The organism is Streptomyces sp. NPDC002868 (assembly GCF_055563295.1).
Window position 1 is genome coordinate 517,217 of the sequence record NZ_JBVHDR010000004.1, and the last position, 25,585, is coordinate 542,801.

16 protein-coding genes and 5 pseudogenes are annotated in these 25,585 nt (G+C 68.3%); 8 read left to right on the forward strand and 13 right to left on the reverse strand.

The genetic code is table 11. The features are described from left to right. Positions 1–137 precede the first annotated feature (137 nt). The 5 genes and pseudogenes from ACZ3H8_RS16570 to ACZ3H8_RS16590 form a co-directional block, all read right to left on the reverse strand. Positions 138–2,066 carry a potassium channel family protein gene (locus ACZ3H8_RS16570; RefSeq protein ID WP_467402321.1) on the reverse strand — a complete coding sequence of 643 codons (1,929 nt, stop codon included), beginning with the start codon at positions 2,064–2,066 and terminating at the stop codon, positions 138–140. A gap of 121 nt (positions 2,067–2,187) precedes the next feature. After that, positions 2,188–2,469 (reverse strand): annotated as a pseudogene (locus ACZ3H8_RS16575) (MerR family transcriptional regulator); the annotation flags it as partial. Positions 2,470–2,650: 181 nt separating this feature from the next. Then, a complete protein-coding gene (locus ACZ3H8_RS16580) occupies positions 2,651–3,841 on the reverse strand; it encodes a cation:proton antiporter (protein WP_467402222.1) in 1,191 nt (396 codons plus the stop codon). Between the two features lie 2 nt (positions 3,842–3,843). Further along, positions 3,844–4,323 (reverse strand): cation:proton antiporter regulatory subunit, encoded by a 480-nt coding sequence (locus ACZ3H8_RS16585; protein WP_467402225.1) that lies wholly within the window; start codon positions 4,321–4,323, stop codon positions 3,844–3,846. Positions 4,324–4,406: 83 nt separating this feature from the next. After that, a complete protein-coding gene (locus ACZ3H8_RS16590) occupies positions 4,407–4,730 on the reverse strand; it encodes a hypothetical protein (RefSeq protein ID WP_467402227.1) in 324 nt (107 codons plus the stop codon). A gap of 811 nt (positions 4,731–5,541) precedes the next feature. Here ACZ3H8_RS16590 and ACZ3H8_RS16595 point away from each other — a divergent pair. Next, complete coding sequence (locus ACZ3H8_RS16595; protein ID WP_467402229.1) at positions 5,542–6,186, forward strand: dihydrofolate reductase family protein; 645 nt, start codon at positions 5,542–5,544, stop codon at positions 6,184–6,186. A gap of 433 nt (positions 6,187–6,619) precedes the next feature. Here ACZ3H8_RS16595 and ACZ3H8_RS16600 read toward each other — a convergent pair. The 3 genes and pseudogenes from ACZ3H8_RS16600 to ACZ3H8_RS16610 form a co-directional block, all read right to left on the reverse strand. Further along, positions 6,620–6,838 (reverse strand): annotated as a pseudogene (locus ACZ3H8_RS16600) (tellurite resistance TerB family protein); the annotation flags it as partial. A 6-nt stretch (positions 6,839–6,844) separates the two neighbouring features. Continuing rightward, positions 6,845–6,981: pseudogene (locus ACZ3H8_RS16605) on the reverse strand (DUF1152 domain-containing protein); the annotation flags it as partial. A 255-nt stretch (positions 6,982–7,236) separates the two neighbouring features. Continuing rightward, a complete protein-coding gene (locus ACZ3H8_RS16610; protein WP_467402232.1) occupies positions 7,237–7,569 on the reverse strand; it encodes a carboxymuconolactone decarboxylase family protein in 333 nt (110 codons plus the stop codon). A gap of 383 nt (positions 7,570–7,952) precedes the next feature. Between ACZ3H8_RS16610 and ACZ3H8_RS16615 the strand changes: the two genes are divergently transcribed. The 4 genes and pseudogenes from ACZ3H8_RS16615 to ACZ3H8_RS16630 all read left to right on the forward strand — a co-directional run bounded on the left by ACZ3H8_RS16615 (position 7,953) and on the right by ACZ3H8_RS16630 (position 12,974). Then, positions 7,953–10,313, forward strand: a complete 2,361-nt coding sequence (locus ACZ3H8_RS16615) for an arylsulfatase (RefSeq protein ID WP_467402233.1) — start codon at positions 7,953–7,955, stop codon at positions 10,311–10,313. A gap of 210 nt (positions 10,314–10,523) precedes the next feature. Continuing rightward, entirely contained in the window at positions 10,524–11,474 is a 951-nt protein-coding gene (locus ACZ3H8_RS16620; RefSeq protein WP_467402236.1) for a formylglycine-generating enzyme family protein, read from the forward strand. Positions 11,475–11,680: 206 nt separating this feature from the next. Next, positions 11,681–11,887 (forward strand): annotated as a pseudogene (locus tag ACZ3H8_RS16625) (tyrosine-type recombinase/integrase); the annotation flags it as partial. A 478-nt stretch (positions 11,888–12,365) separates the two neighbouring features. Then, positions 12,366–12,974: a DJ-1/PfpI family protein gene (locus ACZ3H8_RS16630; protein ID WP_467402237.1), complete on the forward strand. Its 609-nt coding sequence runs from the start codon at positions 12,366–12,368 to the stop codon at positions 12,972–12,974. A gap of 224 nt (positions 12,975–13,198) precedes the next feature. On the opposite strand, the gene ACZ3H8_RS16635 is transcribed toward ACZ3H8_RS16630, so the two are convergent. Then, complete coding sequence (locus ACZ3H8_RS16635; RefSeq protein ID WP_467402238.1) at positions 13,199–16,924, reverse strand: FG-GAP-like repeat-containing protein; 3,726 nt, start codon at positions 16,922–16,924, stop codon at positions 13,199–13,201. A gap of 651 nt (positions 16,925–17,575) precedes the next feature. Between ACZ3H8_RS16635 and ACZ3H8_RS16640 the strand changes: the two genes are divergently transcribed. Both ACZ3H8_RS16640 and ACZ3H8_RS16645 read left to right on the forward strand, forming a co-directional pair. Then, the gene (locus ACZ3H8_RS16640; protein WP_467402241.1) at positions 17,576–18,178 is read left to right on the forward strand and encodes a hypothetical protein; all 603 of its coding nucleotides are present in this window, start codon (positions 17,576–17,578) and stop codon (positions 18,176–18,178) included. Between the two features lie 389 nt (positions 18,179–18,567). Further along, positions 18,568–18,744 (forward strand): annotated as a pseudogene (locus ACZ3H8_RS16645) (MmyB family transcriptional regulator); the annotation flags it as partial. Between the two features lie 273 nt (positions 18,745–19,017). On the opposite strand, the gene ACZ3H8_RS16650 reads toward ACZ3H8_RS16645, so the two are convergent. The 4 genes from ACZ3H8_RS16650 to ACZ3H8_RS16665 all read right to left on the reverse strand — a co-directional run bounded on the left by ACZ3H8_RS16650 (position 19,018) and on the right by ACZ3H8_RS16665 (position 24,394). Beyond that, positions 19,018–19,752, reverse strand: coding sequence for a hypothetical protein (locus tag ACZ3H8_RS16650; protein ID WP_467402243.1), 735 nt, complete (start codon positions 19,750–19,752; stop codon positions 19,018–19,020). A gap of 19 nt (positions 19,753–19,771) precedes the next feature. Further along, positions 19,772–20,248 (reverse strand): hypothetical protein, encoded by a 477-nt coding sequence (locus ACZ3H8_RS16655; RefSeq protein ID WP_467402245.1) that lies wholly within the window; start codon positions 20,246–20,248, stop codon positions 19,772–19,774. Positions 20,249–20,260: 12 nt separating this feature from the next. After that, on the reverse strand, positions 20,261–22,504 hold the full coding sequence (locus tag ACZ3H8_RS16660; RefSeq protein WP_467402247.1) for a glycoside hydrolase domain-containing protein: 2,244 nt from the start codon (positions 22,502–22,504) through the stop codon (positions 20,261–20,263). Positions 22,505–24,130: 1,626 nt separating this feature from the next. Continuing rightward, positions 24,131–24,394, reverse strand: a complete 264-nt coding sequence (locus tag ACZ3H8_RS16665; protein ID WP_467402249.1) for a hypothetical protein — start codon at positions 24,392–24,394, stop codon at positions 24,131–24,133. Between the two features lie 561 nt (positions 24,395–24,955). On the opposite strand from ACZ3H8_RS16665, the gene ACZ3H8_RS16670 reads away from it, so the two are divergent. Beyond that, positions 24,956–25,471, forward strand: a complete 516-nt coding sequence (locus ACZ3H8_RS16670) for a hypothetical protein (protein WP_467402251.1) — start codon at positions 24,956–24,958, stop codon at positions 25,469–25,471. Positions 25,472–25,585: the final 114 nt, after the last annotated feature.

A 25,585-nucleotide genomic window follows, 5' to 3' on the forward strand; every position in this document is an offset into this window, starting at 1 on the left:
CTCTGGGCAGGGCATTTTCGCGAGATGGGGCACGCGGAGGGTGCGGAGGCCCCAAAGAGGTCTAGACAACAAGCAAGGTCCAGGGTTGCTGACCTGGACCGTTGTGGAGCGGGTGACGGGAATCGAACTCTGACGGCTCAGGCCCGCCGTGGGCCGGAGCGGGATTCGGGCCGCCGGCCGAGGAGTTGGGCCAGTCCGCGGCGCGTGGTGGCGAGGACGACACGGTCCTCGGGCCGCAGGACGTAGCCCTGGTGGAGCTCCCACAGAAGCCCGGCGGTGCCGCGGGGGCCGTCGTCCGTGCGGGTCGCGGCCAGATCGGGGCGGCGGTCGGCGGGCTCCGCGGTGTCCAGGGCGATCACGCGCCATGCGCCTGGCCGGAACGCCTCGGCGACGGTGCGTCCCTCGAACTGCGGGTGTCCTGCGACGTCGAGGGCGGCGAAGAGCAGTACTTTGCGCTCGGCCGGGATGGCGCCGAGGATCTGGCGGCCCATCATTGCGCCGGCGAAGGCGGGGGCGGCGAGCGTGGACACACTGCGGCTGCGCGTCAGGGCCTCGGGGTGGGCGGCCCGCAGCGTGCGGTAGACAGCATTGGCGAAGTCGTCGTCGTACAGCCGCAGCGCCACCCGCAGATCCGGCTTCACGGTACGGGCGTACAGGGCAGCTTCGAGGTTTGTGGTGTCGACGCTGGTCAGGGCCAACAGAGCGTGTGCTCGGTGGACCTTGGCCGCTTCCAGCACACCCTCGTGAGTGACATCGCCCAGCACTACCGGAACGCGCAGCCGGCGGGCCAGCGGGACGCCACGCGACTCCGGGTCCTCCTCCACACACACCACCGGGATGTCGAGCTCACGCAGCCGCGCCAGTACCCGGGTGCCGACCTTGCCCAGGCCGAGCAGCACGACATGGCCGGACAGCCCGCGCGGCGGGCGGCGCAGCGCCGATGCCCCCCGGAAGGCACCGAGGGCTTCGAGAGCACCGGCGACGAGAACCGGCAGCAGCGCGAGCCCCACCAGTCCGGAGAGGAGCTGGAGCACCTGGCGGGCGGTGGGTTCGCCGACGGCCGGGTCCCCGATGGCGAACAGATCGAGGAGCGTGATGTAGACGGCGTGCAGCGGGTGGTCGCCGGTCGTGAGCCAGGAGGCGACGGCCAGCGCGACCACGGCCGAGGCGGCACCGGCAAGGGCCCAGCGCAGGCGGCGCGAGAAGATCTCCCCGAGCGGAGCACCCCGGCCGGCCAGACGGCGGGGCGGCAGCGGAGGCCCGGCGTGCGAAATGGCCTCCAGCACCAACGTGCCTCGCCCGGTGGCGGCCGTGACCGTGGCATCGTCGGGCAGCAGCATCGGCCCTTGCGGCCCGCTGCTGTCCGAACCCTCCGCGCCCGCCGGGTCGTTGGTGGTGGACGACAGCACGGCAAGGGTGCACAGGCCGGGGTCGGGGACTTCACCGCGTCGAGGCGGATTGCGTTCCACGGCGCGCAGCAGCAGCCCGTCGGCCTGCACGACCTTGCTCGTACCGGCCACCGCGGTCGCAGCCAGCGCGGGCGCCGCGGTGTCGGCGTCGGACAGCACGGTGGTGGAGGCGTCCAGCGAGGCCGTGTCGAGACCGGGCATCGCGAGCGCAGCGGCCTGGTCGAGCAGTTGCTCCAGGTGCTGGCCCAGCTTGCGGTTGTAGAGCCGGATCACCAGCCGCAGCCGGGGGTTGAGCCGGCGCGCGGCCAGAGCGGCCCTGATGTTGGTCTCGTCGTCGTCGTACACGAGGGCCAGCGCTGCGGCCCGTTCCGCGCCGGCCTGACGCAGCGCCTCCTCCGATGGTTCTGCTGCCTCCATCTCCCGTACGGGGAGCAGGAATTCGCCGCTGGATCCGACCTCGTCGGCGTCACCCGGCCGGTTCATCGCGGCGGACACCCGCCCGAACAGGGCGGAGGCCCGGATGCGGTTCGGCGCTGCGGCAGGCTGTCTGCCCGGGGAGGCGGCCGGCGGGACGAGGAGCGTCACCCGCTCCCCGTAGACGTCGTGGAGTTCGGCGGCGAGACGGGTGGCCAGCGCGTCGTCACCGCAGACGATCATCTGCCCTACGGGTACGCCGTGTTGAGCCTGCTGAGGAAGAAGTGAGGACACACCCCCAAGACTCCCTTGGCGGTGTGCAGGGGCGCACCTCGGGATGCCCGGAGCCGGACGCCTATGCGGTGGCGGCCTGCTCGTATCGGTGGACGCGCTCCAGCAGATCGTCCCGATCGCCCGCCGACAGACTCTCCTCGGAGTCGAGGCGGTCGGTGGCCTCCAGCAGGTCGCGCATCTCGTCGAGGGTGAAGCCGAGTGGCTTCATGCGGCGGATGACCATCAGACGGCGGACGTCGACCTCGGTGTAGAGGCGAAAGCCGCCCTGGGAGCGGGCGGAGGGGCCGACCAGGCCGGTCTCCTTGCTGTGGTGGGCTGCTGCTTCGTCGTGGTCGCCCGGGATGCCTGCCAGGTCGTCGACATAGAGAGCTCTCTCGAATTCGCCGACCGGGCTTCCCGGCATACCGCTGGGAACCCGTTCTTTACGCGACGTTGACAGATCTCTGGCCTGCCACCGGCAGCGCCGTCATGTTGCCGGGCAGGGGATGAGGAGTACGCGCTGATGTGGGTCGACGAGTGGAGCCTGTCGGCCATCACGGATGAGCCGCATCGCCGCCGCCGTCCTTGGTGGCCGGTCGTGGGGCTCCGGGGCGAGGGGAGGTGCCCGCGAGGCGGGTGAGGAGGGGGCCGGCGATGGCGAGGATGAAGACGTAGGCGATGACCAGCGGGCCGAGCCTGTCGTGCATGGTGCCGACGAGTCCGACGATGACGAGGGAGAATTCGCCGCGGGCGATGAGCGCTGTTCCGGCGCGCAGTTGTCCTCGCCGCCCAGCCTTGTCGCGGGCGGCAGCGTACCGGCCGGTGATCAGCTTGGTGGCGATGGTGACGGCGGCCAGCGCGAGGGCTGCCGGAAGGACGGGCAGCAGATCGTCCGGGCTGATGGACAGTCCGACGGCGAGGAAGAAGACGGCGGCGAACAGGTCACGCAACGGGCTGAGTACCGCCCGGCTGCGTGTCGCGGTCTCGCCGGTGAGGGTGAGTCCGACGAGGAAGGCACCCACGGCGGCGGAGGCGTGGACGAGTTCGGCCAGGGCGGCCACGATCAGCGTCAGGCCGAGCACCCGCAGCAGGAGCTGTTCCGCGTCGGGATGCGAGAGCAGCCGGCCGAGGTGGTGGCCCCACCGGTAGGAGACGGTGAAGGCGGCGAGCACCGCGCCGACCGCGGCGAGGACGCCGAGGGTGGCCTGCCACCACTGGCCGCCGGAGGCGAGTACGGCGAGCACAGGCAGGTAGACGGCCATGGCGAAGTCCTCCATGACCAGTACCGACAGGATGGCCGGCGTTTCCCGGTTGCCCAGTCGCCGCAGGTCGGACAGGAGCCTGGCGACGATGCCGGAGGACGAGATGTAGGTGGCGCCGGCCAGTGCCAGGATGCCGATGCCGTCCAGGCCGAGCAGCCATCCGGCCACCGCGCCCGGTGTCGCGTTCAGTACGAGGTCGACGACGGCGGAGGGCACATGGCGCCGCATGCTGGCAGTGAACTCGCTGAGGGAGAATTCCAGGCCGAGTGTGAGCAGAAGCAGGACCACTCCGATGGACGCCCCCGTCTGGACGAACTCACCGGCGGCGGGGACGGGCGCGATGCCTCCTTCGCCGATGGCCAGGCCCGCGAGGAGATAGAGGGGGATGGGCGAGAGTGTGAGGCGCCGTGCCGCGGTACCGAGCACGCTGAGCGCGGCGAGGATGATGCCGAGTTCCAGCAGGAGCGTGACAGGGGTGTGCACGCTCAGCCCTGGATGATCTGTTCCACACCGGCGATACCCTCGCGGGTTCCGATGACCACCAGAACCTCGCCGGACTGGAGCATCTGGTCGGGAGTGGGTGATGCGATCACGTCGTCCCCGCGCACGATTGCCACGATGGAGGCCCCGGTACGCGTCCGGGCCCTGGTACTGCCCAGCGGTCGGCCGGCATACGGGCTGCCCGGGCGTACCTCCACCTGTCCGGACAGGAGTCCGGGGACCTCCTTGGTGAGGTCGGCGAACCGCTCGGCGATCCGTGGTGCCCCGAGGATCTCGGCGACCGTATCGGCCTCCTCGCTGTTGAGCTGGAGAACGGACCGCCCCGCGTCGGGATCCTCGCCCTCGTAGACGACCAGCTCGAACTCCCCGGTCCGCCGCGCCACGACACCGACCCGGTCGCCCTGGTGATTGACGAACTCATAGCGCAGCCCGACGCCGGGCAGGAGTACCTCGGTGACGTCCATGGCCTCATCATCGCGGGGCGTACGACAGCGGGCGCGCGGGTACGTCCACGCGGGTCACCGCGCCTGCCCCCAGCGGGGTTGCCTCAGCTCGACAGCCGGGTCGAGTGCTCATGCGGCGTGACGCGGCGGTAGGCGGAGCGCGCGTTGACGATGCGGGCGACAACAGTCCCGGCGACGGCTGCCTTAAGCAGACAGCCGAGCCAGGCCGCGTCGCGATGCGCCACCCATTCCAGCTTGCCCGCCGGAGGTACGGAGAAGGCGTTGAGGAAGAGCCAACACAGCACCGCAGTGCCCGGCGCGGCGACGAAACGGGCGCACAGCCCGGTCAGGGCGGCGAGTGAGGACAGAGTGAACAGAGCGACCGCTGGACGGCCCAGTCCGCCGGTCAGGTCGAGAACGACCACCATGACGAATGCTCCCGGGAACGCCGCAGCCCACACGAAGGGGGTGGCGACAGGTTCGGGAACGGCTCTGACCCCGCAGCTCAGCTGCCACCACTGGATAATGATCGTGACCGGCTCCCTTGCCGACTCCCGGCTGCCGTGTATTGCCCGTCGTGGCAGGTTCATACCGCACGTCGAGGGCGTCGGGAAGCATTGTCCCAGCCTGTGGTGAGGGCGAATCAGTCTCGTGCACGCCAAGTCCTGCCTGCCGGATCCGCCCGGTCGACGAGTCGCCCGCAGGGCGACAGCGGACTCCTTCCACCCACGACGGGCGGATCGACGTGATCTCGGCCTCGTCTTGGCAGCTGATTACACCTACCTGCCCCCATCGGCAGCGCACACAGCGGGGGCAGATAGGTAGCAGCCCACTCCCAGGCAGCTAGTACCACAGCCGTAGATCGCGCCGGTGACCTGCGGTGACGCTGGACGCAGGGCAGCCACCCAGTTTGGACGCGGCCTGTGATCTATCGTGAGTGGGGAGTGCCGGTGCGGCGTCCCGGCCTGGTGGCGTAAGCAGGGCACCGTGCCGCACGCTTCAAGATCGGTCGGCATGTGCTGTTCGAGGAATCGGACGTGCGGCCTGGATCAAGGCGCACGCCATACCTGCCGAGCCCTGCTGCCGGGCGTCGCAAGGACGCTGACCGCGGGACGGGGTGGTGACCGATGCACCGGGCAAGGCGGTCGACGAGTACGAAGCTGGGTGCCTTCGCAGCGATGAGTCTGCCGGCGCCCACAGGTCTACCTCCCGACCGAGACAACCAATTGGGAGTAAGGCATGGGCCTCATCCACATCGAGCTGTTCGCAACCCTCGACCTCGTCGGGCAGTCGCCCGGCGGCCCCGACGAGGACCCGGTGGGGTTCCCGTTCGGCGGCTGGCAGGCGCCCCTGCTGGACGAGGTTGCCGGGGCGCAGGTCGGTGCCGCGTACGAGGGCACGGATGCCCTCCTGCTCGGCCGGCGGACGTATGACATCTTCGCCGCCTACTGGCCGTACCAGGAGGGCGGCGAGGACAACGAGATCGCCACGCTCTTCAACAGCGTCCCGAAGTACGTGGCCTCCCGCGGCAGGCCCGACCTTTCGTGGGCCGGGTCGACGCAGCTCGGCCCGGATCTGGCCGGCGCGGTGCGCGAGATCCGTGACAGGCACGAGCACGTGAAGGTCGTCGGGAGCCTGAACCTGGTGCAGACCCTCCTGCGCGAGAAGCTCTTCGACCGTCTCGACCTCTGGGTGCACCCGATCGTGCTCGGCGTCGGGAAGAAGGTGTTCGACGGTGGCGCGGTGCCCACGAACGTCACACTCCTCGAACCGCCGGTAGCCGGTCCGAAGGGCACCGTGTACCTGCGCTACGGGCTCGCCGATGGCACGCCCGGGACGGGCGACATGAGCGCACCCGATCGCGGTGCCGGGCGCGACGACTGAAGCCGCCCCGCGCCAGGTGGGTCCGTGTCGTCGGCGGTGAATCCGCCAGGTCGGCATTCCGTCACGGCGTCGGCAGTTCGAGGTGCTCGGAATCGAAGCGCAGCCGCAGGCGGACAAGTACGACGGGAGCTTGACTCCGCGGGGCGCGCCGTGTGCTCTCTGATCAGCGCATTCGCGGGAGTTGGGGCACGCGGAGGGCACGATGACCCCTGAGAGGTCTAGGCAACAATAAAGCCCCGGGCCGCTGGCCTGGGGCTTTTACGTGGAGCGGGTGACGGGAATCGAACCCGCGCTCTGAGCTTGGGAATCACGAGGCATGAGGTGGCATGCGTGCTGCCTGAGCTGCGGTGTTGGGTGCCTAGGCCCGGAAATTCGGCCGGACGTCGGATCCGTCGTTGACCGTGTTTAACCGACCGATCTGGCACGGATCCAACGCCAGCTGGTCGACGTGCTTGTTGAACCGCTGCCGCAGCTGGTCGGGGGGGAAGTTCTGCAGGACGTCGTTGTTCAGGATCAGCGACTCCACATGCTGCCGCTCGGCGGGGTCGACATGCCCGTCGGCGGCCGCGACCAGGGCGCACATCGCCATGCTGGTGTCCCGGTAGGCGCCGCTCTTCAGCTCCGCCTTGAGGGAGGTGAGCTGGGACTTGAGCGTGTCCGCGGCCAGCGTGAGGGCGTCGGCGAGAGGGTTGCGGAGGGTACGTCGCCCTTGGCGAGGATGTCGCCGCCGACGTCCAGGAGGTCGATGGACTCGGGGGCCAAGTGTTCGGTGCTTTCTTCGAGCTGGCGTGTGACGACCGCTCCCGCCCACAGCCGCTCCATCGACCTTTCGCCCGGCCTCTGTGGTGACCCGGCGCTTGTGCGGCCACTGCGGTGGCCTGGGAGGCCTTGAGAGCAATGCGATAGGCAGCGACGCAGAGTTTCGTTGCCGTCGTGGGATTGGGCTGTCTGAGCGGCGGGACGGGATGGCGTCATGTCCTGCTCAGCAGTCGGCCGCGCCGATCACCGATGCCGGGCGCGGCTGGTGGCTCCAGAGCCCGGGCGACGTCTCTACGCGCGGCCCTGGGCCTCGGCGTCGGCGTCGGCGACGGCGATCGCGACGCCGAGTGCTTTGGCGATGTTGCCGGCTGCCGTCATGACGCGGGCTGTGCCCACGATGGGGGCGATGGCAACCAGGACGTCCTGCAGCTGGTCGGCGGTCAGGCCAGCCTGGAGGGCGGGGTCGATGTGGGCGACGTAGGAGATCGGCGGTGCGTCCGAGGCGGCGAGGGCCGCGATGCGGGTGAGCATGAACATGTCCGGGGCCAGCCCGCATCGCTCGATCGAGTCGACCGTCATCGCGGCGAGGGTGTCCAGTACCGGGGTTTCAGATGTTGTGGCCATGGCGGGTCGTCTCCTGTTGGTGTCGTGAGGAGGATCAGCGGACGGTAGTGGGGGCTCCGCATCTCGGTGCAGCGTCTACTGCTCGACCGTAAGTCCGTTTTCCGCGGATTGCCTGTCCAGGGGATCGTCCGACGAGGGAGGCAGATGGGGCGGCAACGCGACGGAACCTGCGGGGCCCACGGCTGAGCCGACGGGCCCCCCGCCGAGGCGGGACAACAGAGGACCGGCCCCAGGGTGCGCCGGCCCTCCCCCCACGGGTGGCGGAGCAACAAGCCGTTGCCACATGCTGGACACAGCGGGAGCTGCGTGAACGTGCCGTCCACGTACGCGGTCGTACGGGATCAGCGGCCCAATCAGTTGCCACGTCGAGAAAAGGCAATGCCATGGCTGACATCCAGCGGCAGATCCTGCCCATCCCGGACGTACCGCGCCCGGGGCCGGTCACGTACGACGCGAAGGACCCGGAGACGTCCTACCCGCCCATCGAGTCACTGCGACCGCCGGACGGTGCGCCGAACGTCATGGTGATCATGCTCGATGACGTCGGATTCGGCGCGCCCAGCGTGTTCGGCGGTCCCTGCGAGACGCCTGTCTTCGAGCGCCTGGCCGCACGCAGTCTGCGCTACACCCGCTTCCATACCACCGCGCTGTGCTCGCCAAGCCGCCAGGCGCTCCTGACCGGACGCAACCATCATTCGGTGGGGATGGGCGGCGTCACCGAGATGGCCACCTCGGCTCCCGGCTACAACTCCCTCCGCCCCAACACCAAGGCGCCGCTCGCGGAGATCCTCAGACTCAACGGGTACTCCACGGCACAGTTCGGCAAGTGTCACGAAGTGCCGGTCTGGCAGACCAGCCCTGCCGGGCCATTTGACGCCTGGCCGACCGGCGGGGGCGGCTTCGAGCACTTCTACGGGTTCGTCGGCGGGGAGACCAACCAGTACGACCCCACGCTGTACGTGGGGACGACTCCGGTTGATCCGCCGAAGACCCCCGAGGAGGGCTACCACCTCACCGAGGACCTGACCGACAAGGCCATCGCATGGGTGCGCCAGCAGAAGACCCTGATGCCTGACAAGCCGTTCTTCTGCTACTTCGCGCCCGGCGCCACGCACGCGCCACACCACGTGCCCACGGAGTGGTCCGACCGCTACCGCGGACACTTCGACCAGGGCTGGGACACCATCCGGGAGGAGACTCTCACCCGGCAGAAGGAGCTCGGGGTCGTGCCACCCAGCGCGGCGCTGACCAAGCGTCATGAGGAGATCCCCGCATGGGACGAGGTCGATCCCGCGCTGCGGCCCGTGCTGGCCCGGCAGATGGAGGTCTACGCAGGGTTCCTCACGCACACCGACCACCACATCGGCCGGCTCGTCGAGGCACTGGACGAACTCGGCATCGCCGACGACACACTGCTGTACCTGATCACCGGCGACAACGGGGCCTCCGCCGAGGGCGGTCTGCGAGGCACCTTCAACGAGCTGCTCGTTCTCAACGCCATGGCCCAGGTCGAGACGCCGGAGTTCATGACGGTCCGGATCGACAAGTTCGGTACGCCGGAGGCCTACAACCACTATGCGGTCGGCTGGGCGCATGCCATGGACACTCCGTACCAGTGGACCAAGCAGGTCGCTTCGCACTGGGGCGGCACGCGCAACGGCACCATCGTCCACTGGCCGGGCGGTATCCGGTCCGTCGGCGGGATCCGCAGCCAGTTCTGCCATGTCATCGACGTCGCTCCCACGATTCTTGAAGCCGCGGGGATCCCCGAGCCGACGATGGTCAACGGAGTCCTGCAGTCGCAGATGGAGGGCACCTCGATGCTCTACAGCTTCGACGATGCCGAGGCCCCTGAGCGGCACGACCAGCAGTACTTCGAGATGTTCGGCAACCGCGGCATCTACCACAAGGGCTGGTCCGCAGTCACCAAACACCGCACGCCGTGGGTGGTGGGTCCGGGACAGCAAGTGTCCTTCGACGATGACGTATGGGAGCTCTACGACGGCTCCACGGATCCGAGCCAGGCCCATGATCTGGCAGCCGAGATGCCGGACAAGCTGCATGAGCTGCAGCGGCTGTGGCTGATCGAGGCTGCCAGGTACAACGTCCTGCCGATGGACGACCGTTCGGCCGAGCGGCTCAACGCCGAGATCGCCGGACGTCCCGAACTGATCCGTGGTGACTCCCAGCTGCTGTACGGCGGCATGGGCCGGCTGACCGAGAGCAGCATGGTGAACATCAAGAACAAGTCGTTCTCGGTCACTGCCGAGATCGAGTCCACCGACGGCCCCGTCTCGGGCGTCATTGTCGCCCAGGGCGGAAGCTTCGGCGGATGGAGCCTGTACGCCAAGCAGGGGAGGGCGAAGTTCGCCTACAACCTCTGTTCCCTGGAAACCGCAGAGATCGAGGCCAACCGCCCCGTACCCTCCGGCGAGCACCAGGTGCGCATGGAGTTCGACTACGACGGCGGCGGCCTCGGCAAGGGCGGCACGGTCTCACTGTTCTACGACGGCGACAAGGTCGGCGAAGGCCATGTCGAGCACACGGTTCCGTTCATCTTCTCCGGGGACGAGACCGCGGATGTGGGGCAGGACGCCGGCACACCGGTCGTCGCCGACTACGACAGCCGGAACGGCGCCTTCAACGGCGACATCCACTGGGTCCAGGTGGAGACCGGGGCGAACGATGCCGATCACTACATCGACCCCGAGGAACGGATCCGCATCGCCATGGCGCGCCAATGACGTGGGGATGGCAAGCGCGGACCTCATCATCTGAGCGCAACTATGCGGAAGAAGAACCGACATGGACGACGGACCTGTCGAGTACGGCGTCATGGGGTACTGAGCGCGGCTGGCCTACTTTCGCCGGGAATTGACAATAGTGGTAGCCATCGGCGCCCAATGAGCAAACTGGGCTACCGCCGCATATGTGGTGCCCGCAGAGGGAGACCCGTGACGACCGACCGGCCCAACTGCTGCACCCCCAGTCGCGAGGCAGACCCGCGCACCCGCCGCCCCGCTGCTCGGCCGAACAGCCCCACCGATGGGGCGGCGCGACTGGTCCGCCTGGGCGGCGGCTGGTTCCGGATGGGGAGCGACGACGCTACGGCATACCCGCAGGACGGAGAGGGACCGGTCCGGCGGGTCCACGTCAGTCCGTTCGGCCTCGCACCGCATTGCGTCACGAACGCGCTCTTCACCACATTCGTGAGCGTCACCGGACACATCACCGACGCAGAGCGTTACGGCGCGTCCTTCGTCTTCGGCGGCCTGCTGCACGACGACTTCCCTCCGACGCGCGCCGTGGCCGCGGCCCCATGGTGGCGGGAGGTCCCGGGTGCTGACTGGCAGCACCCCGAAGGCCCCGGTTCCACCCTGGACGGGCGCGAGGACCACCCGGTGGTGCATGTCTCCTGGCACGACGCGACGGCGTACTGCACATGGGCCGGGCTGCGGCTGCCCACCGAGGCGGAGTGGGAGTACGCCGCCCGGGGCGGGCTGGAGAGCCAGCCGTTCCCGTGGGGCAGCGAGCTCCGCCCCGCCGGCCAGCACGCGATGAACGTGTGGAACGGGACCTTCCCCGACCACAACACCCTTGAAGACGGCTTCGTGGGCACCTGCCCGGTGGACGCCTTCGCCCCCAACGGCTACGGACTGCACAACATGACCGGCAACGTCTGGGAATGGACCGCCGACTGGTTCCACCCCACCTGGCACAACACCGGCCCTCGACAGGACCCGGCAGGGCCGCCCGCCGGTACAACCAAGGCACTGCGCGGAGGTTCCTACCTGTGCCACGCGTCCTACTGCCGCCGCTACCGGGTCTCCGCGCGAATGCCGAACACCCCGGAGTCCTCGACCGCCAACATCGGCTTCCGCTGCGCAGCGCCCGCCGACCGCTGATGACGAGGCACGCTTCCGCTACTGAGGAGACGGGCTGCACCCGTCTCATTCAGCCGCGTTCAAGAGCGTTCAGACGCTCACACCGGACACACGCTGTCCACGCGGTCCGAAGCCACGCTCAAAGACACTCCGCTGAGCGGGGGTGGTACGGCCGACGCCGTACCACCCCCGTCCCCTTGGCGCTGCGAGCTGACGGTCTCCTCGGTGCGCTCGCCGACGCCATCGGCCCGCGCCGGCAACTGATGGTCTACGTCGCCGCGTACGGCCCGGCTCGGCCGGAGGAACAGGCCGCCACGCGACGGCGCGACGTCGACCCGGAGAACGTCGGCGTCTGGGTGCGCATCGCTGAGCCCGAACTCACCGCCGGTCGTCGGGCACCGGGCGACACCAAGTCCGAGGCGGGCAGGCGGTTTGGAGTGGGTTTGGTCGGTGGCCTGCCCGGTCTGGGGTCGAGCATGATCGGGGACCGTACACTTGCTGGCAACTCAGGCAGGTTTGTCCCTTGCCCGCACTGTGACCGAGTGGCCTCCTGGTCTTGCTCGACGCAGGACCCGGACCGGGGGGTGGCCAAAGCGGCGGAGCCGACCGGCCCCCCGTCGGCCCCTTCTCCTCAGGACGTGGATCGCTCGAGCCGCGCGACCGGCGGAGCCGGGGCCGCGCGGCGAGCCTGACGAGGGCGAGCACGATTGTGCTCTCGCTGAGCTGAGCCTGGCGAGCCTTGGGACGTCAGCAGGTCGGCGAGCCAGTAAGCCGACTCAGGCTCGGAGCTCGGAGCTCGGAGCTCGAAACGCAGAGCGCCGGCAGGCATGCCACCAGCCGCTGATTGGCCCTCGCCCCGGAACGGCGCGCCAGGGGAGACTGCGGAGCTGATGCCGGACTGAAGGAGTTGTGATGCAGGTAGCAGTGGTCACCTTCGACGGGTTCAACGAACTCGACAGCTTCATCGCTTCCGCGCTGATCAACCGGTGCCGTAAGGACGGCTTGGAAGCCTTCATTACGACGCCGACGCAGGTGGTCACGTCGATGAACGGCGTCGAGGTGACCGGGCAGCGCCCGATGGAGTTCGTGACCGAAGCCGACGTCGTGCTGATCGGTAGTGGCGTGAAGGCGCGAGACGTGGTCGCCGACGACCGGCTGATTTCCAGGCTGCGGCTCGACCCTTCGCGACAGCTGATCGGTGCGCAGTGCTCCGGCGCTCTCGTGCTCGCCCGGCTCGGGTTGCTGGATGGCATGCCGGCTTGCACGGACATGAAGACCCGGCCCTTTGTCGAAGCCTGCGACGTCACCGTGCTGGACGCGCCGTTCCACGCCGAGGGGAACATCGCTACGGCGGGCGGTTGCCTGGCGTCCCAGTACCTTGCCACGTGGGTGATCACCCGAACGCTCGGGGAGGACGCCTCGCGCGGCGTCATCGACTACGTGGCTCCGGTCGGCGAAAACCAGGAGACTGTCGAGCGCGCCCTGCGTGCCGTCCACACGGGCGAGGTTGCACTGCGCTGACGCACCGCGATCAGCCTTTTGGGGCCGCCCGCAGTGCCGTCAGAAGCGGGCTTCGTGCGTGTGGCCCACCTGCAACAGGCCGTCAGCCGCAACCGGCACCTCATTGTCGGTCGCTCAGGCGGCCGACGAGGGGTCGGGTCCGTGACACGAAGGCCCTGACCGCTGAGCGGTCAGGGCCTTCGTCGTGTTCCCTTTGATCGGCCGACGCCGTCGGCCTCAGAACCTCAGAAGAGGCCCTTGTAGACCTGCCAGCCGGTGCCGATCCTCACGGTCGACCCGAACGACCCGGCCCCGTTCCCGCTGTTGCGCAGCAGATCGCCGGCCGCGTTACGGGAAACCAGATCGGCCTTGCCGTCCTTGTTCAGGTCGCCGACACCGACGAAGGCGTTGCGGCCCGAGGCCCAGTTGCTGCCGAACACCAGGATCCGCGCCTTCAAGGTGCCCGCGGCCGTGCCGTTGTACCGCCACAGTGCGTTGGCGCCGTCCACCGCGAGCAGATCGCCGAAGCCGTCACCGTTGAGGTCGCCGGCGCCGAACACCGCCCGGTACGCCTTCCAGTTCGTACCGATCCGGCTGCGCGTCGCGAACTTGCCGGCGCCGTTGTCGGCATACAGGTACATGTCACCGGTCGACGCCTGCCGCGTGACCAGATCCGCACGGCCGTCGCCCGTCAGGTCACCGGGCGACGTGAGGACGTTGAACTGCGCCCAGCCCGTCCCCAGCGAGGTGTATGCGGTCGTCGCCGTCACCGCCTTGCTGCAGCCCGGCTTGTACGCCCGCAGTTCACCGGTCGACAGCCGGATGAGCACGTCATTGCACCGGTCGCCGTTCAGGTCCCCGAAGGGGACCACGAGCGACGAAGTCGACCAGCCCGACGAGCTGGTCGTCCCGGAGAACGTCCCCGCCCCGGAACCGTGCTGGAACGTCAGCGCACCACTCGCGTTCAGCGTCAGCAGATCGCCCACGCCGTCCGGCTGGGCGTTCGCTCCGGCGTGGTCCCTCCGCGCCGCGGAGACGGTTCGCGCCGGGGATTCGGCTGTCGCGCTCCCCCAGCCGCCCTTGCCGGCGGTGACGGCGACCGTGAGCTTCCTGTTCCGGAGCGAGGCGGGAACCAGGTAGGTGGAGGCCGTGGCCCCCGAGATCGCCTGGCCGTCCGCCTTCCACTGGTAGGCGTACGAATCCGGGGCGGGCGTCCAGGCACCGGCAGTGGCCGTGACCTTGACCCCCACCTGCGGGGTGCCGGTGATCGTCGGCGCCGTGGTGTTCTTCAGCGGGGCCGGGGTGACGGTGAAGCTGCCGCGGGAGTACTGGACTGCGTTGTGGGTGACGATGCTGAGGTTCCAGCTGCCCGCAGCTGCCCCGGTCAGGTCCAGAACGGCGGTCAGCGTCTTCCGGTCGGCGGAGACTGATGCAGTGGTGGACTCCACGGTCTGGCCGCCGTAGCTGATCCGTACCTTGTCGTCCTCGTGCAGGGCCGATCCCGACACGGTGACGGTCACCTTGGTGCCGGTGACGCCGGTGGTCGGGGTGACGCCGGTGACGCCGGGCTTCTCGGTGCCGCAGAGTGTCAACGCGCAGACCAGCTCGGCCTTGTAGGACGTCTGGGACGTCTTCTCGGGCAGGCCGAGGACGAAGAGGCTCGGGACGACCTCGGTGGTGTACGACCCGGTCAGACTGCAGGAGCTGTCGCCGTTGGACACGGTAGAGCAGGTGTTGTCCAGGTCCTGCTCGTACAGGGCGGGCGCGGCGGTGTCGGTCGCGCCGTTCGTGTCACTCACCTTGACGGTGAAGGCGTCCCGGTACGCGGTGGGCAGTTGGGCGCAGAACGCTGTGTGCTGCTCGTCCAGCGTGCCGGTGACCGGCCCGTATCCGTACGTGACGTTCGGGACCTTCACGCACTCCGGCGCCGGGTCGGTGGCCGTGGCGATGCGCAGGGCGTCGAACCGGTACGATCCGGCGGCCTTCAGGGACGACGGGACGCTCAGCAGCACCTGGTACCGGGACGAGCCGGTGACCGCGCAGCTCCTGTTCCGGTAGGTGCACGTGCTGACCGCGCCGTTGGCGCCGTACGCCAGGATGTTGGCGGTGCCGAGCGGGTCGCGCACGTTGAGGTGCAGGGTGTCGGCCGGATCGGCCGTGGTGACCTGGTGGCACACCAGGGTGCCCGGCGGGCCGGGGACGCCCGGCGTGGAGGGGCCGTTGACGGTGGTCGCCGGGGTGGGCGTGCAGCCCTTGGCGGCGGCGGTGACGTCACGGCGGATCAGGGCGTATTCGCCGGGGGCGTCACGGCCCCTGAAGAGCGCGGTGTACGCGGCCCCGGGGGTGAGGTGGCAGGTGTTCCACGTCGAGGGGGCCGCGGTCCTCATGGAGCAGATCTGCGTGCCCGCGGCGTCGAGGATCCAGAACTCGGCGCCGTCCTTTCCGGAGACGGTCCGCATCTGGAGGTTCTCCACGGCGCTGTGCTCGTCCGCCGGGATGAGCAGGCAGTACGAGAATCCGTCGGCGTCGGCGCCGGTGCGGAGCCGCGCGGACGCGGTGGCGGCGGTGAAGTCACCCGCGGGAAAGACCTGGCAGCCGCTCCCGACCACGTCTGTACGGTGGAACGCGACGCGGTACGCCGTGTTCCCGGAGATGCCATCGTTGTGGGACACGAGAGCGCGGTACGGGGCCGGTCCGCCGAGGGTGCAAGACCCGCTGGCGAGGCTGGACTCGGAGCACACGGCGCCGCCGTCGGCGTCGATGACGGTGACGTCCGGGGTCGGCGCGAAGCCGCTGAACGCCGTGAGGGCGGCCATACGGGCGCCTTCGGGCAGGGGCAGGGTCAGGCAGTCCACCTCGGCGGGCGAGTTCCACGTGCCGGTGTTGACGCCGAGGTTGGCGGGCTCGCAGCCGGCGGTGGACTTCCGGTCGAGGATGAGCGTCGACCCGTCGGTCAGGATCGTGTAGTCACCGTCGGCCGGAACGGTGCACGGTGCTCCCGTGCAGACCGTGCGCCCGGCGTTGTCGTACACGAGGGTGTCGTCGCGGTACCCGGTGGACACGGCGTATACGTCATAGCGGCCGGTCGTCGAGGCCCTGAAGATCTTGCAGTCGACGGCCGGCTCCACGACGGTCGGTGCCGAACCGTAAGCGTTGAGGGGCACAGTGGTGCAGCCGACCGGGTCGGACAGCCTGCGTGCCTCAAGGGTGTACGCCGTGGGAAAGCCCTGCGTCGGCTTCACGACGCGCACGAGTACCCGGTACGGGCCGTCACCGGGAAGGACGCAGCCGCGGCTGCCGTCCCCGTTGGGGTTCGGGCAGATCAGGGCGCCGCTCTCGTCGGTGATCCACGCCTCCACGGTCATGCCGCTGGCGTGCGGATCGAGGCTGATCCGCTCACCTGGCTTGGCCACGAGGCTGTGACACAGGATCGTGAACGGGTCGGGAACGCTACCGGTGACGCCGGGTGAGCTGAAGGACGTGTGGATCTCTTCCCCGGCGCAGTCGGCGGTAGCGGTGCCGAGAGGGACGACGACGAGCGTGCTTGTCATGTCCTCGTCCCAGTGGTTGGGAAGCTGGATCGTGTACGTGCCCGTCCGGGGCAGATCACACCAGCCGCTGGTGTACCAGGCCGTCTGGTTGGTGCACTCGAGCCGCTGGTCGCCGTCGTAGACCTGGGCGTACAGGATGTCGTTGCCCGTGAGGACGCGGTGCATGCCGGGTCGCTCGACATCGATCGTGAAGCAGACGGAGCCATTGGCCGGAACCGTTGTCCGGCCCATGGCCTCTGCCTTGGTGCCGCCGAGGGAGGCGAGCGGGAGAGGGACGCAGTCTTCGGCTTCGGCGGCCCACGCGGTGCCGGCGCTCACCGGCACCAGCAGCGAGAGCAGGACGACCAGCGTGGCCAGTAGAGCGGTGGCGTGCGGAGATCCGGATCTGGATCCGCCTTCAGCAGGCGGGCGGTACGACATGCAACCCCCAGGAGACATGACAAGTTCGGGAGGATGACCACCGAGGGGCCCGCATGGTTGTGCGGCTTCGGCACCAAGTTCCAGCGCTGGCTGAACAGGGCGATGCTCGGTAGCCCTCGCTCTCGGCGTCTGGGCACGTGGAGGGCAGGCGACCCCTGACACGCCTGGACAACAAACAAGCCCCGGGCCGCTGGCCCGGGGCTTTCATATGGAGCGGGTGACGGGAATCGAACCCGCGCTCTGAGCTTGGGAATCACGAGGGGTGGGGTGGCATGTGTGCTGCCTGAGCTGCAGCATTGCGTGCTCCTGCCGGAATGTTCGGCCGGACGTCGGCCCCGTCGTTGACCGTGGTTTGCCGACCGATCTGGCACGGGTCTGGCACGGCCGTTTGCGTCCGCGGAAACTGTGAGGCGGTTGGGAGGTCACCCCTGGCACGTTGGGCGGCATGGATGAGGCGACCGACCCGCGCAACCCGGCTGGCATCCGCGTGGGAGACGTGTACGAGGACCAGGAGATAGGGCGTTCCCGGCGGCCCCCGAAGTGTCTGGGGCCGCAGGTCTCGCCGAGATTTGCAATCTGGCTGCGGTGGGATGAGTAGCGGTTGATCGCCTACCAGTACGATCCCTAGTCCATCAGCTCTGGGGAGGACGTATGACCGCCGACGTATCCGTGCAGTTCACGTACACGGTGACACTGCGGGAGATATCCGACGGGTTGAAACTTCAGATGCGGCACAGTCCGGTTGGCCGGTGGGGTTATCGCGTCCTGCGGGTCGTGGGCATCTTCCTCGGCCTGGTGATCGCGATCAACGTTGCGGCCAAGGGCATCGATTCCCCTGCCCTGGGGGTATTGCGGTTCACTGTGACCGTCATCGTCATCATGATCGCGTGCCGCTGGCTGATGGCTCTGGGCTTGCTCGGATACGCCAGGCACCTGGGCGAACATCGCGTCACGGTCGACCAATCAGGGATCGGCACTGTGTCCGAGCGCCATACGAACCACACAAGTTGGGAGTTCTACGGGCGCTGCGTCGAGGGTCGCCGGGTCTGGGTGCTACTCACCCCAGATGTATGGGGCGCCGGAGTGCTGGTACTGCCCAAGCGCGGCTTGAGCGCGCCGCAGGACACGGAACGCATGCGGGAGTTGCTCGCCGCCGCGCTGATCGACCAGCACTCAGTCCGGGCCGCGCGGAAGAAGGGCTCTGACCAGCCGGAAGAGGGCCCAAGTGGCGCGGAAGCGGTGCGCGGTGCCTAAATCGGTCTGGACAACACAAAGGCCTGGATTGGGGGTCATGTCCCTGACCTGGGCCTTAGTCGTTGGAGCGGGTGACGGGAATCGAACCCGCGCTCCGAGCTTGGGAATCAACGGCGCTTGCGGGACCTGCAGGCTCACTGACCTGGTATTTTTTCGCGCGAGAGGTACCGTCGACACGCACTCTGGGCACCCGTGGTGCCCCTTGTTCACCGCCCTGAAGGGCGCGGATGGGGCACGCGCGGGGCACATTGCGGGATGATGGGCTCTTGAGGCTGCTTAGCTCGGTTTCCGTGGGGCTCGTCGTGGCGTCCGCGAGGGTGCATTGCGGGCGCAAGCGGTTCCGGCTGCATGGGCCGTGTACGGCTGCGGGGTGATGGCCCGGCGGCCCCGGGCTGGCGAGGCTGATCCGGGAGCTGTTGATGGGGAGTGCAGACTGCCACTGGCGGGCGCAGAACCCAGTGCAGGACAGGAGATTGGGAACCAAACGGCTCCGCCATCTCGTGGTCGGCGATCTGGAGCGGGCCTACGACATGCTCCGCGCGCGGACGACTCCGACCAGGGGCTGATGACGTACTACGCCGAGCCGGGTAGCTCTTCTCACAACGCCCTTGCCTGGGCCGCACGGCGAATAACAGCGGTGTTGATCGTCGAGCTAGAACCGGCGGCACGGCTCGTCGCGGCGCTGAGGTGAACGGCCCCAAGCGCGCACCAGTCCCGGGGGCGGCCCGGCCGCTGCTGTGCGGGCACGCGAGATGGCGCCTGACGTGGGCTTCGACCGTCAGGCGCCTGGATCTCGCCGCGCTTTCACCCGGTGACGGGCGCGTCAGGCGTCGGACCGCTCAGCGGTAGCGGGCGGCCCGGCGGCGCCGGGAGGGCTCCGTCACGTCGGGTACCACCCCGGCACCCGAGCCCGGAGTTTCGTCCCAGGCCCGGATCTTGGCCGCGACCCGCTCCAGACGTGCGTCGCTCGGACGCGCGGTGAGGTAGAACAGGCCCTCGTAGGGGCGGCGGTCGTCGCCACCCCAGCGGGCGACGCCTTCGGTGTCGGCGATGATGTCACGGATGATCAGCTGCTGTCCCGTGGTGAAGCCGCCCCGCACGCCGGGCGGGTAGAAGTCCGGCCGGATCACGACGGCGGTGCCGGACGCCTGGTTCGACTCCGGGAGCCGGCTGTCGCGGACCGCCGACGGTGCCACCCAGCCCTCGACCGGGTTCGGTTCGCCGTGCAGGCCGAGGGCGTCGACCTCGTAGTGGAAGCGGCGGATCACATGGACCAGGACCGTTTCGGTGTCTCCCATGCGCACGGAGACGTTCAGGCCGGTGCCCGCCACGTGACGGGTCACGATGTCACCGCCGTCGTCGGCGGCCTTCTGCATCTCCCACCGGTTGGCGGACGGCCGGCCGGTGAGAAGGCGGCGGCGCCGGGCTTCGACGCGGCGCAGCGCCTTCTTCAGTTCGTCGTTCCTGAGGGGCTGCGGCGCGGCGGCGGCCGGGGTGGCGAAGAGACTGGTGGAGGCGAGGCTCGCGGCGGCGGTGACACCCGCCGCAGCAGTGAGGGCGTGTCTGCGGGTCATGTCGGTGGGGCTCAACAGGTCAGCCTTTCTTCCGTGTTGTCGTGCGCTGCTTGTGGTGAAGAAGGGCGGAGGTGAGGGCGCAGGCGAGCGCGAGCAGCAGCAGGACGGCGACGGTCGGGTTGATGTAGTCGGGGATGATGACGGAGTAGTCGCGGCCGTCCGACGCCTCGCACACGAGCCGTAGCGGGATGAAGTCGCCTCTGCGGCCGACCAGGGTCGGTGTTCCCTCGGGGCGCTGCCGCTCGCACTCCTCGGCCTGTTCCTGGTCCTCGAGGAAGAGGACGTGGAGACACCCCCACAGGTAGAGGGCGAGCGCGACGGCGGCCGTCGCCAGGGACACGTCCCGCCATACGGCGAACGGGGTGTACCGCCGGCGAGCCTGTCGTGTGAACCGTGAGCACAGGTACACGGTGAGGCCCAGCACGGTCGCCGCACCGGCGACCAGGATGGAGAACAGCGCTGCGAAGTTGTGCCCTTGCCAAGGGTCGGATGCCATGATCATGACCTGTCAGGACCCGCGGATGATGCGGTTGTACTTCTCGAAGATCGCGTAGAGCGGCAGCCGCAGCTTCGCGTGCGCCACTGCCTCGTCGCCGAAGCCCTGGTAGCGGCGGAGGATCTCCAGGGTGTCCGAGTCGGAGTAGTCGAGGGCCGGGCGGCGCATCGGGGTCTCCGCATGGTCGCCCGCCTTTCCGTCGGCCGCCCAGATGTGCAGGTGTGGGACGGTGCTCAGATTGAACACGTTGTCCTGGTTGCACTTCTGCCACATGGCCCACCTGTCGCTGTCGGAGGTGGAGTTGAGGATCTCACCCTCCAGGAGCCCCGCACGGATCGAGTTGTTCCGCGCCAGGATGCACGTGCGCCCCGAGATCTTGGCGACGCCGGTGCTGCTGTCGACCAGCCTGGTGACGCCCGGCAGGTCCTTGCCCCAGTCCGGGATGACGCCGGTGTGGTAGAGCACCACGCCCGCGTCCTCCGTCACGTCCTTGTAGCTGTAGTGGCAGAACTCCCAGAAGGCCGACGTCTGGATGAGGGCCTTGCGCATGCGGTACCTGCGGGCCGCCGACGTGATGGCTGCGTCGAGGGTCATGATCGTTTCGAGGCACTGCTTCCGGGTGTAGACGTAGCCCGTGCCGCCGGGCCTGCCGATCGACTCCATGTAGTCGTCGGTCTCTTTCAGCAAGGCGGCCCAGTAGTCCAGATGGAAGCCGATGTCGAGCTTCTGGGACGGAGCGGGGTGGAAGTCGCCCTGGCCGGTGTCGCGTCCGGAGGCGATGTTGTTGTCGATCTCGATCCGGCCGTCACCGGAGCCGACCACCTTGGTGACGATCTGGTCGAAGGCCCAGTTCTCCGGCATCGCGTAGCCGAGGTTGCCGGAGAAGCCGGACGACATGTCGGACACGAAACTGGTGTCCGCGTAGCCTTCCGCGGAGATCCGGGAGCACGCGTTGCGCGGGCCGTAGACCCCGATCTTGTAGGGGCTGCCCAGTCGGTCCATCTGCTCCTTGACGCTCCGGAAGTACGGCAGGATGTGCGAGGTGACCTCGTCGTTCATCGCGTCGTAGTCGACCGCGAAGTAAATGCGTGAGCCCGGCTTGAATCCGTGCTCCTCCGCCTTGAACGCGGCGTTCAGACAGTCCGCGACGCCCTGCGAGACGCTGTAGTAGTCGACCGAGCGCGCCCATGTCTGGTAGATCGGGAAGCAGCGCAGCCCGTACTGCTTGATGGTCGCGAGCTCGCCCGGCTGGATCTCCTTCTCCGGCAGGCTGGTGGTGGAGGGGTTGTACAGGTAGCGGCCGATGTACTTGTAGCCGGCACTCTTCAGGGCTTGCGCGCGGGCGGGTGTGATCTTCGTGATGCCGTCACACGCCTCGCCCTGACGTGTCTGGTCGCCGTAGGAGACCAGCAGGGAGGACCATGTCCCGAAGTCGCCCTGCCCGTTGACGGCGAGCTTCATGAACGCCTGGAACACGCTGACGCTGTCGGCCAGCGAGGAGGTGAACGAGGTCGAGAAGGACACCGGGCGTTTGTTGAGCACCATGGCGGCGGTGAAGAGCTGCACCCACACCCCCGAGGAGCCGGTGGACAGCGTGTGACTCTTCAGGCCGGCCTGCGTGCCGGGGCCGAACGCTCCGTTCGCGACACCGTCGGCCATGCCCAGCTCGTACTGGATGGCCAGGAGCATCGACTTGGCGACGTCACGGGAGTGGTGACCGTCGCAGGGGATGACGTAGTAGTCCTTGCGGAGGACGTAACGGCCGTTCAGCCACTGCTGGATAGAGCGGATGGTCTCCGAGCCGCTGTTGACGGTGACGTAGGCGTCCATGTTGAGCAGGCCCTTGACCACCTTCGGCCACAGGGAGCTGCCTGGGTAGGTGCCGTCCACGCCCATGTCCTGGTTCAGCTTCACCACCGCGGCCTTGACGCGGGAGTTGTACTTGCCGTCGATGTCACCGCCGTCGTAGCCCTTGCAGTACAGGGCGGACTGGATGATCCGGCAGAAGTTCGCCGACGGGATCGTGGTCTCGTCGAGCTTGCCGTACTTCTCCTGGAGCGCTGAAAGGGTGCCCGGACCGAAGCTGTTGGACAGCGCGGTGATGCCCATCTCGTACTGTAAGGCACGGGTGAGGGCGTACATGATGGTCCAGCTGGTCTGGCCGTTCTCGTCCAGCTTGGATATGCCGAGGGTGGCACCATTCCCGTACGTGGTGTTGATGAATCGTTGGGCGCGACGCACCATTTCGTCAGCCATCGAGTTCCTTTCATGCGGGCACGAGAACGGGACGGGGCACAAGTGCCTGGGGAAATAGGATGATCTCAGTATCGGAGCGCGGCCAAGGGGCGCGGTCCGGACATGTGTCGGGCCGGGTGGTCTTTCGACCGGTACGGCCCTGCCGGGAATCCGGCGGGGAGTTGCCGGTCGAACGGTGTGAGACACGAGGAGTACGGGTCACCGGTCGCCCGGCCCGCGAAGACCGCGGCCGAGGCGGCCGCGACGCGGATTCAGGCATGCTCAGGCCGGGCGAACACCCCGGGTAGTGGAATTGGCGCTCCGGGGGCACTCTCCTGCGCGCCGGTCGAATAGGGCGCCGGTCTCAGGGCATCCGCGAGAGGGGTGAGAGACCCGAGGTCGCGCCCGGCACAGTGGTGTCACCCACGTGAATGAATTGCTTGCCACTGATGGCCTGCATAAGTGAAATCCCCCTGGAGCCCGCCAATTGTCCACCCCGCGAGCGCCCCTCCCCGGGCCCTTCGCGACAACTAAGAACCTAAGTCAGCCGGGGTGGTGGCGAGAAGGCTTTTGAGCGCGGCATGGCCACGCGGGGCAGTCGGCGAATGTCACCAAGAGTGATAGGGTCGCCGGAATGCTTGGCTTATGTACGGGAATTGCACACCTCCTGCCGCTTCTGCCGCTTCTCCACAGATGTCAGCGGCGAGACTCGGCCACTCGATCACGTGTTCGTGCACTGGTCTGCACCTTCGGCATGGCCGACTCGGCCCCGTCACGGCCCCCATACCCCAAGGCGATCGATGGGCTTTCAGGATCATCAACGAGCGGCCCGCCGGGAGGGATTGTCGGCCAGGCTGCTCAACGGTGTTGTCACGGATAGTGGTTCGCGCACGGGCGAGCAAAGAGTGACCAGCAGTGCGCATGTGTCGTTGATCACAGCCCGAGGCGCCGGGCGTCCTTCTCCGGCCGGATCGCGGGAACGCGAACGCTCCGGTGAGCAGCATCACCGCGGCCGTGACGAGGAAGCCAGTCGTGTAGCCGGAGGCCGTGCTGCCGGCGGTGTCGATGAGGTGGCCGGCGAGGGAGGGGGCCACCAGGCCGGGCACAGGGTGGCGGCCGCGGCGACGATGCCGAAGACCGCTCCGCGCCGGAGGGTCGGGACGACTTCGGCGGCGGTCATGTGTGGAGGGAACGGCGACCGCGACGGTGCCGAAGGCCACCCCGATCAGCAGCAGCCGGGGCGTGGACGCGTCGACGAACGGGAAAGCCGCCATCGCCGCGCCCGCGACACACACGGCTATGCCCTGCGCGGCTCCTGCGTAGCAACGGACGGATACACCCCGGGACTTGAGCACATCCATGAGCGGGCAGACGGTGAGGAGCAGGACGAGACTGAGGGCGGAGACGGCGCTGATGGCGGTCGCGGCGGCCTGGAGGTCAGGCCCAGCTCGGTCCTGAGGTAGGCGCATGGCTCCCGGAGAGGGCCCAGGACGCCCCGAAGGCACTGGAGATGCTGCCGACGACCGTGCCGGTCAACAGGAGCCGGCGGTAGGGGATGCGCTCGGTGCGGGCCGGTCCGGCTTTCGCACTGGCACGCGGTGCACGGTCACTTCCCGGCGTACGAGGGCCCTTCGAGGGCGATGATCTTCACAGCGACTCCATCCGGTAGAAGCGTTCCGCGTAGGTGCCGGTGCCGGCCAGGAGGTCGGCAGTGGTGGTCCAGGTGTGCCGGATCGGGCGGTACATCTTCCGGGCCGGGTGCATCTGCGAGCCGTGCATCCGTAGGACGGTGACCTTGTCGAGGATCACGTCGGTGATGTCGACCAGCTCGGAGGTGAGGGCGGGGCCGGTTCGAGCGCGGAAGAGGTGGCGGTCGCAGTCGGCGAGCGCGCGGCTGAGTTCTCCAGCCATCGACCGATCACTAACGGTGCAACTGTGATCACTGCGAGTGGATGTATCCACCACGACAGAGGGTGGTTGCGTCCATTTCCAGCCTCAACGTGCAGAAGGTATCCGGCGCGCCCAGGAAGTGGACGTCGAGCTTTGCTCGTCGTCGCGCGCTGAGGCAGAGGGGAATTAAGGGTCAAATCCATATATAGGGTGCTGGCTTGGCTAGCGAGAACGTTCGACACGTGGCGGGGGTGGTGCCAGGAAGCCCCTTGATGGGCATGTGATGCAGGACATGTCCCGTTGCTTCGCGTGGCTCCAGGTGACGCTCAGCGGCCTAAATGCCGCGTATAGCTAGAGCGCCGGTGTGCTACGTGGCTCTCCGTAGCTGCAATTGCTGCGAGGGAGGCGGTGGCCGGTCTAGACCCCTTGGGGACGGCACGAGCGCCTCCTAGGCTCTCGTCTGGTCGTGAGAGGGCGCACGCGGACTGGGGGTCTGGGAAGTCCGGGCAACCTTCAACGGCCTCTTGCCAATCCGGTCAAGATCATTCGTTTGCACCTGGTGCATTCATGAGGGGGACCTACATGCTGGCCATTGCCAGATCCACCACTCGCTTAGCGGTTGCCGCCATAGCCGTCGCTGCCCTGGCTGTCGCTGCGCCTCAGGCGTCCGCCGCTGAGGATCCCACTGGCACCGACGTGAAGATGTCCGTCGAGGTGTCCAAGGAGACTCGCGAGTTCGCCGTGGCCAACCCGGGTGAAGTCGCGGCTGCAGCGAACGCGTGTGGCTCGGGGTACACATTGACCAAAGCCATACCGCTGCCGGTGGGTACTGACCCCAGGCTGCGCCTTGCAACTGTTTTCACCTACAACAGTCAGGCAGGCGGGTGCCTCATCTTCGACAACAACACGGGCAGAGCCCAGAGTATGACGGCGAAGGTTTGCGACGGGTACCCGGGCACCAAGTGCGACACCGACAGTGGCACGTTCAGCCAGTACGCTGGCCCCGTCTACACCAAGTACCCCGTGTGCGCCACTGTCACCGCAAAGATGTCGAACTTCATCAACTACACCTCCCAATATGCCTTCTCGTGCAACTAGGCGGCGGCCCGCGCCGCGCCGCCGGACTGTCGCCTGGGGCGGAGCCTTGGTGCTGACAGCGGCGATAACAGCTGGAACAGTCGTTGTTCTCACCGGAGGGGACGGGGGGAGCGA

Bases quoted from the DNA above. Each gene is read 5' to 3' on its own strand.
- ACZ3H8_RS16570 (WP_467402321.1), bottom strand. From the start codon at position 2,066: ATGATCGTCTGCGGTGACGACGCGCTGGCCACCCGTCTCGCCGCCGAA.
- ACZ3H8_RS16585 (WP_467402225.1), bottom strand. From the start codon at position 4,323: ATGGACGTCACCGAGGTACTCCTGCCCGGCGTCGGGCTGCGCTATGAG.
- ACZ3H8_RS16590 (WP_467402227.1), bottom strand. From the start codon at position 4,730: ATGGTGGTCGTTCTCGACCTGACCGGCGGACTGGGCCGTCCAGCGGTC.
- ACZ3H8_RS16595 (WP_467402229.1), top strand. From the start codon at position 5,542: ATGGGCCTCATCCACATCGAGCTGTTCGCAACCCTCGACCTCGTCGGG.
- ACZ3H8_RS16610 (WP_467402232.1), bottom strand. From the start codon at position 7,569: ATGGCCACAACATCTGAAACCCCGGTACTGGACACCCTCGCCGCGATG.
- ACZ3H8_RS16615 (WP_467402233.1), top strand. From the start codon at position 7,953: ATGGCTGACATCCAGCGGCAGATCCTGCCCATCCCGGACGTACCGCGC.
- ACZ3H8_RS16630 (WP_467402237.1), top strand. From the start codon at position 12,366: ATGCAGGTAGCAGTGGTCACCTTCGACGGGTTCAACGAACTCGACAGC.
- ACZ3H8_RS16635 (WP_467402238.1), bottom strand. From the start codon at position 16,924: ATGTCGTACCGCCCGCCTGCTGAAGGCGGATCCAGATCCGGATCTCCG.
- ACZ3H8_RS16640 (WP_467402241.1), top strand. From the start codon at position 17,576: ATGACCGCCGACGTATCCGTGCAGTTCACGTACACGGTGACACTGCGG.
- ACZ3H8_RS16650 (WP_467402243.1), bottom strand. From the start codon at position 19,752: ATGACCCGCAGACACGCCCTCACTGCTGCGGCGGGTGTCACCGCCGCC.
- ACZ3H8_RS16655 (WP_467402245.1), bottom strand. From the start codon at position 20,248: ATGGCATCCGACCCTTGGCAAGGGCACAACTTCGCAGCGCTGTTCTCC.
- ACZ3H8_RS16660 (WP_467402247.1), bottom strand. From the start codon at position 22,504: ATGGCTGACGAAATGGTGCGTCGCGCCCAACGATTCATCAACACCACG.
- ACZ3H8_RS16665 (WP_467402249.1), bottom strand. From the start codon at position 24,394: ATGGCTGGAGAACTCAGCCGCGCGCTCGCCGACTGCGACCGCCACCTC.
- ACZ3H8_RS16670 (WP_467402251.1), top strand. From the start codon at position 24,956: ATGCTGGCCATTGCCAGATCCACCACTCGCTTAGCGGTTGCCGCCATA.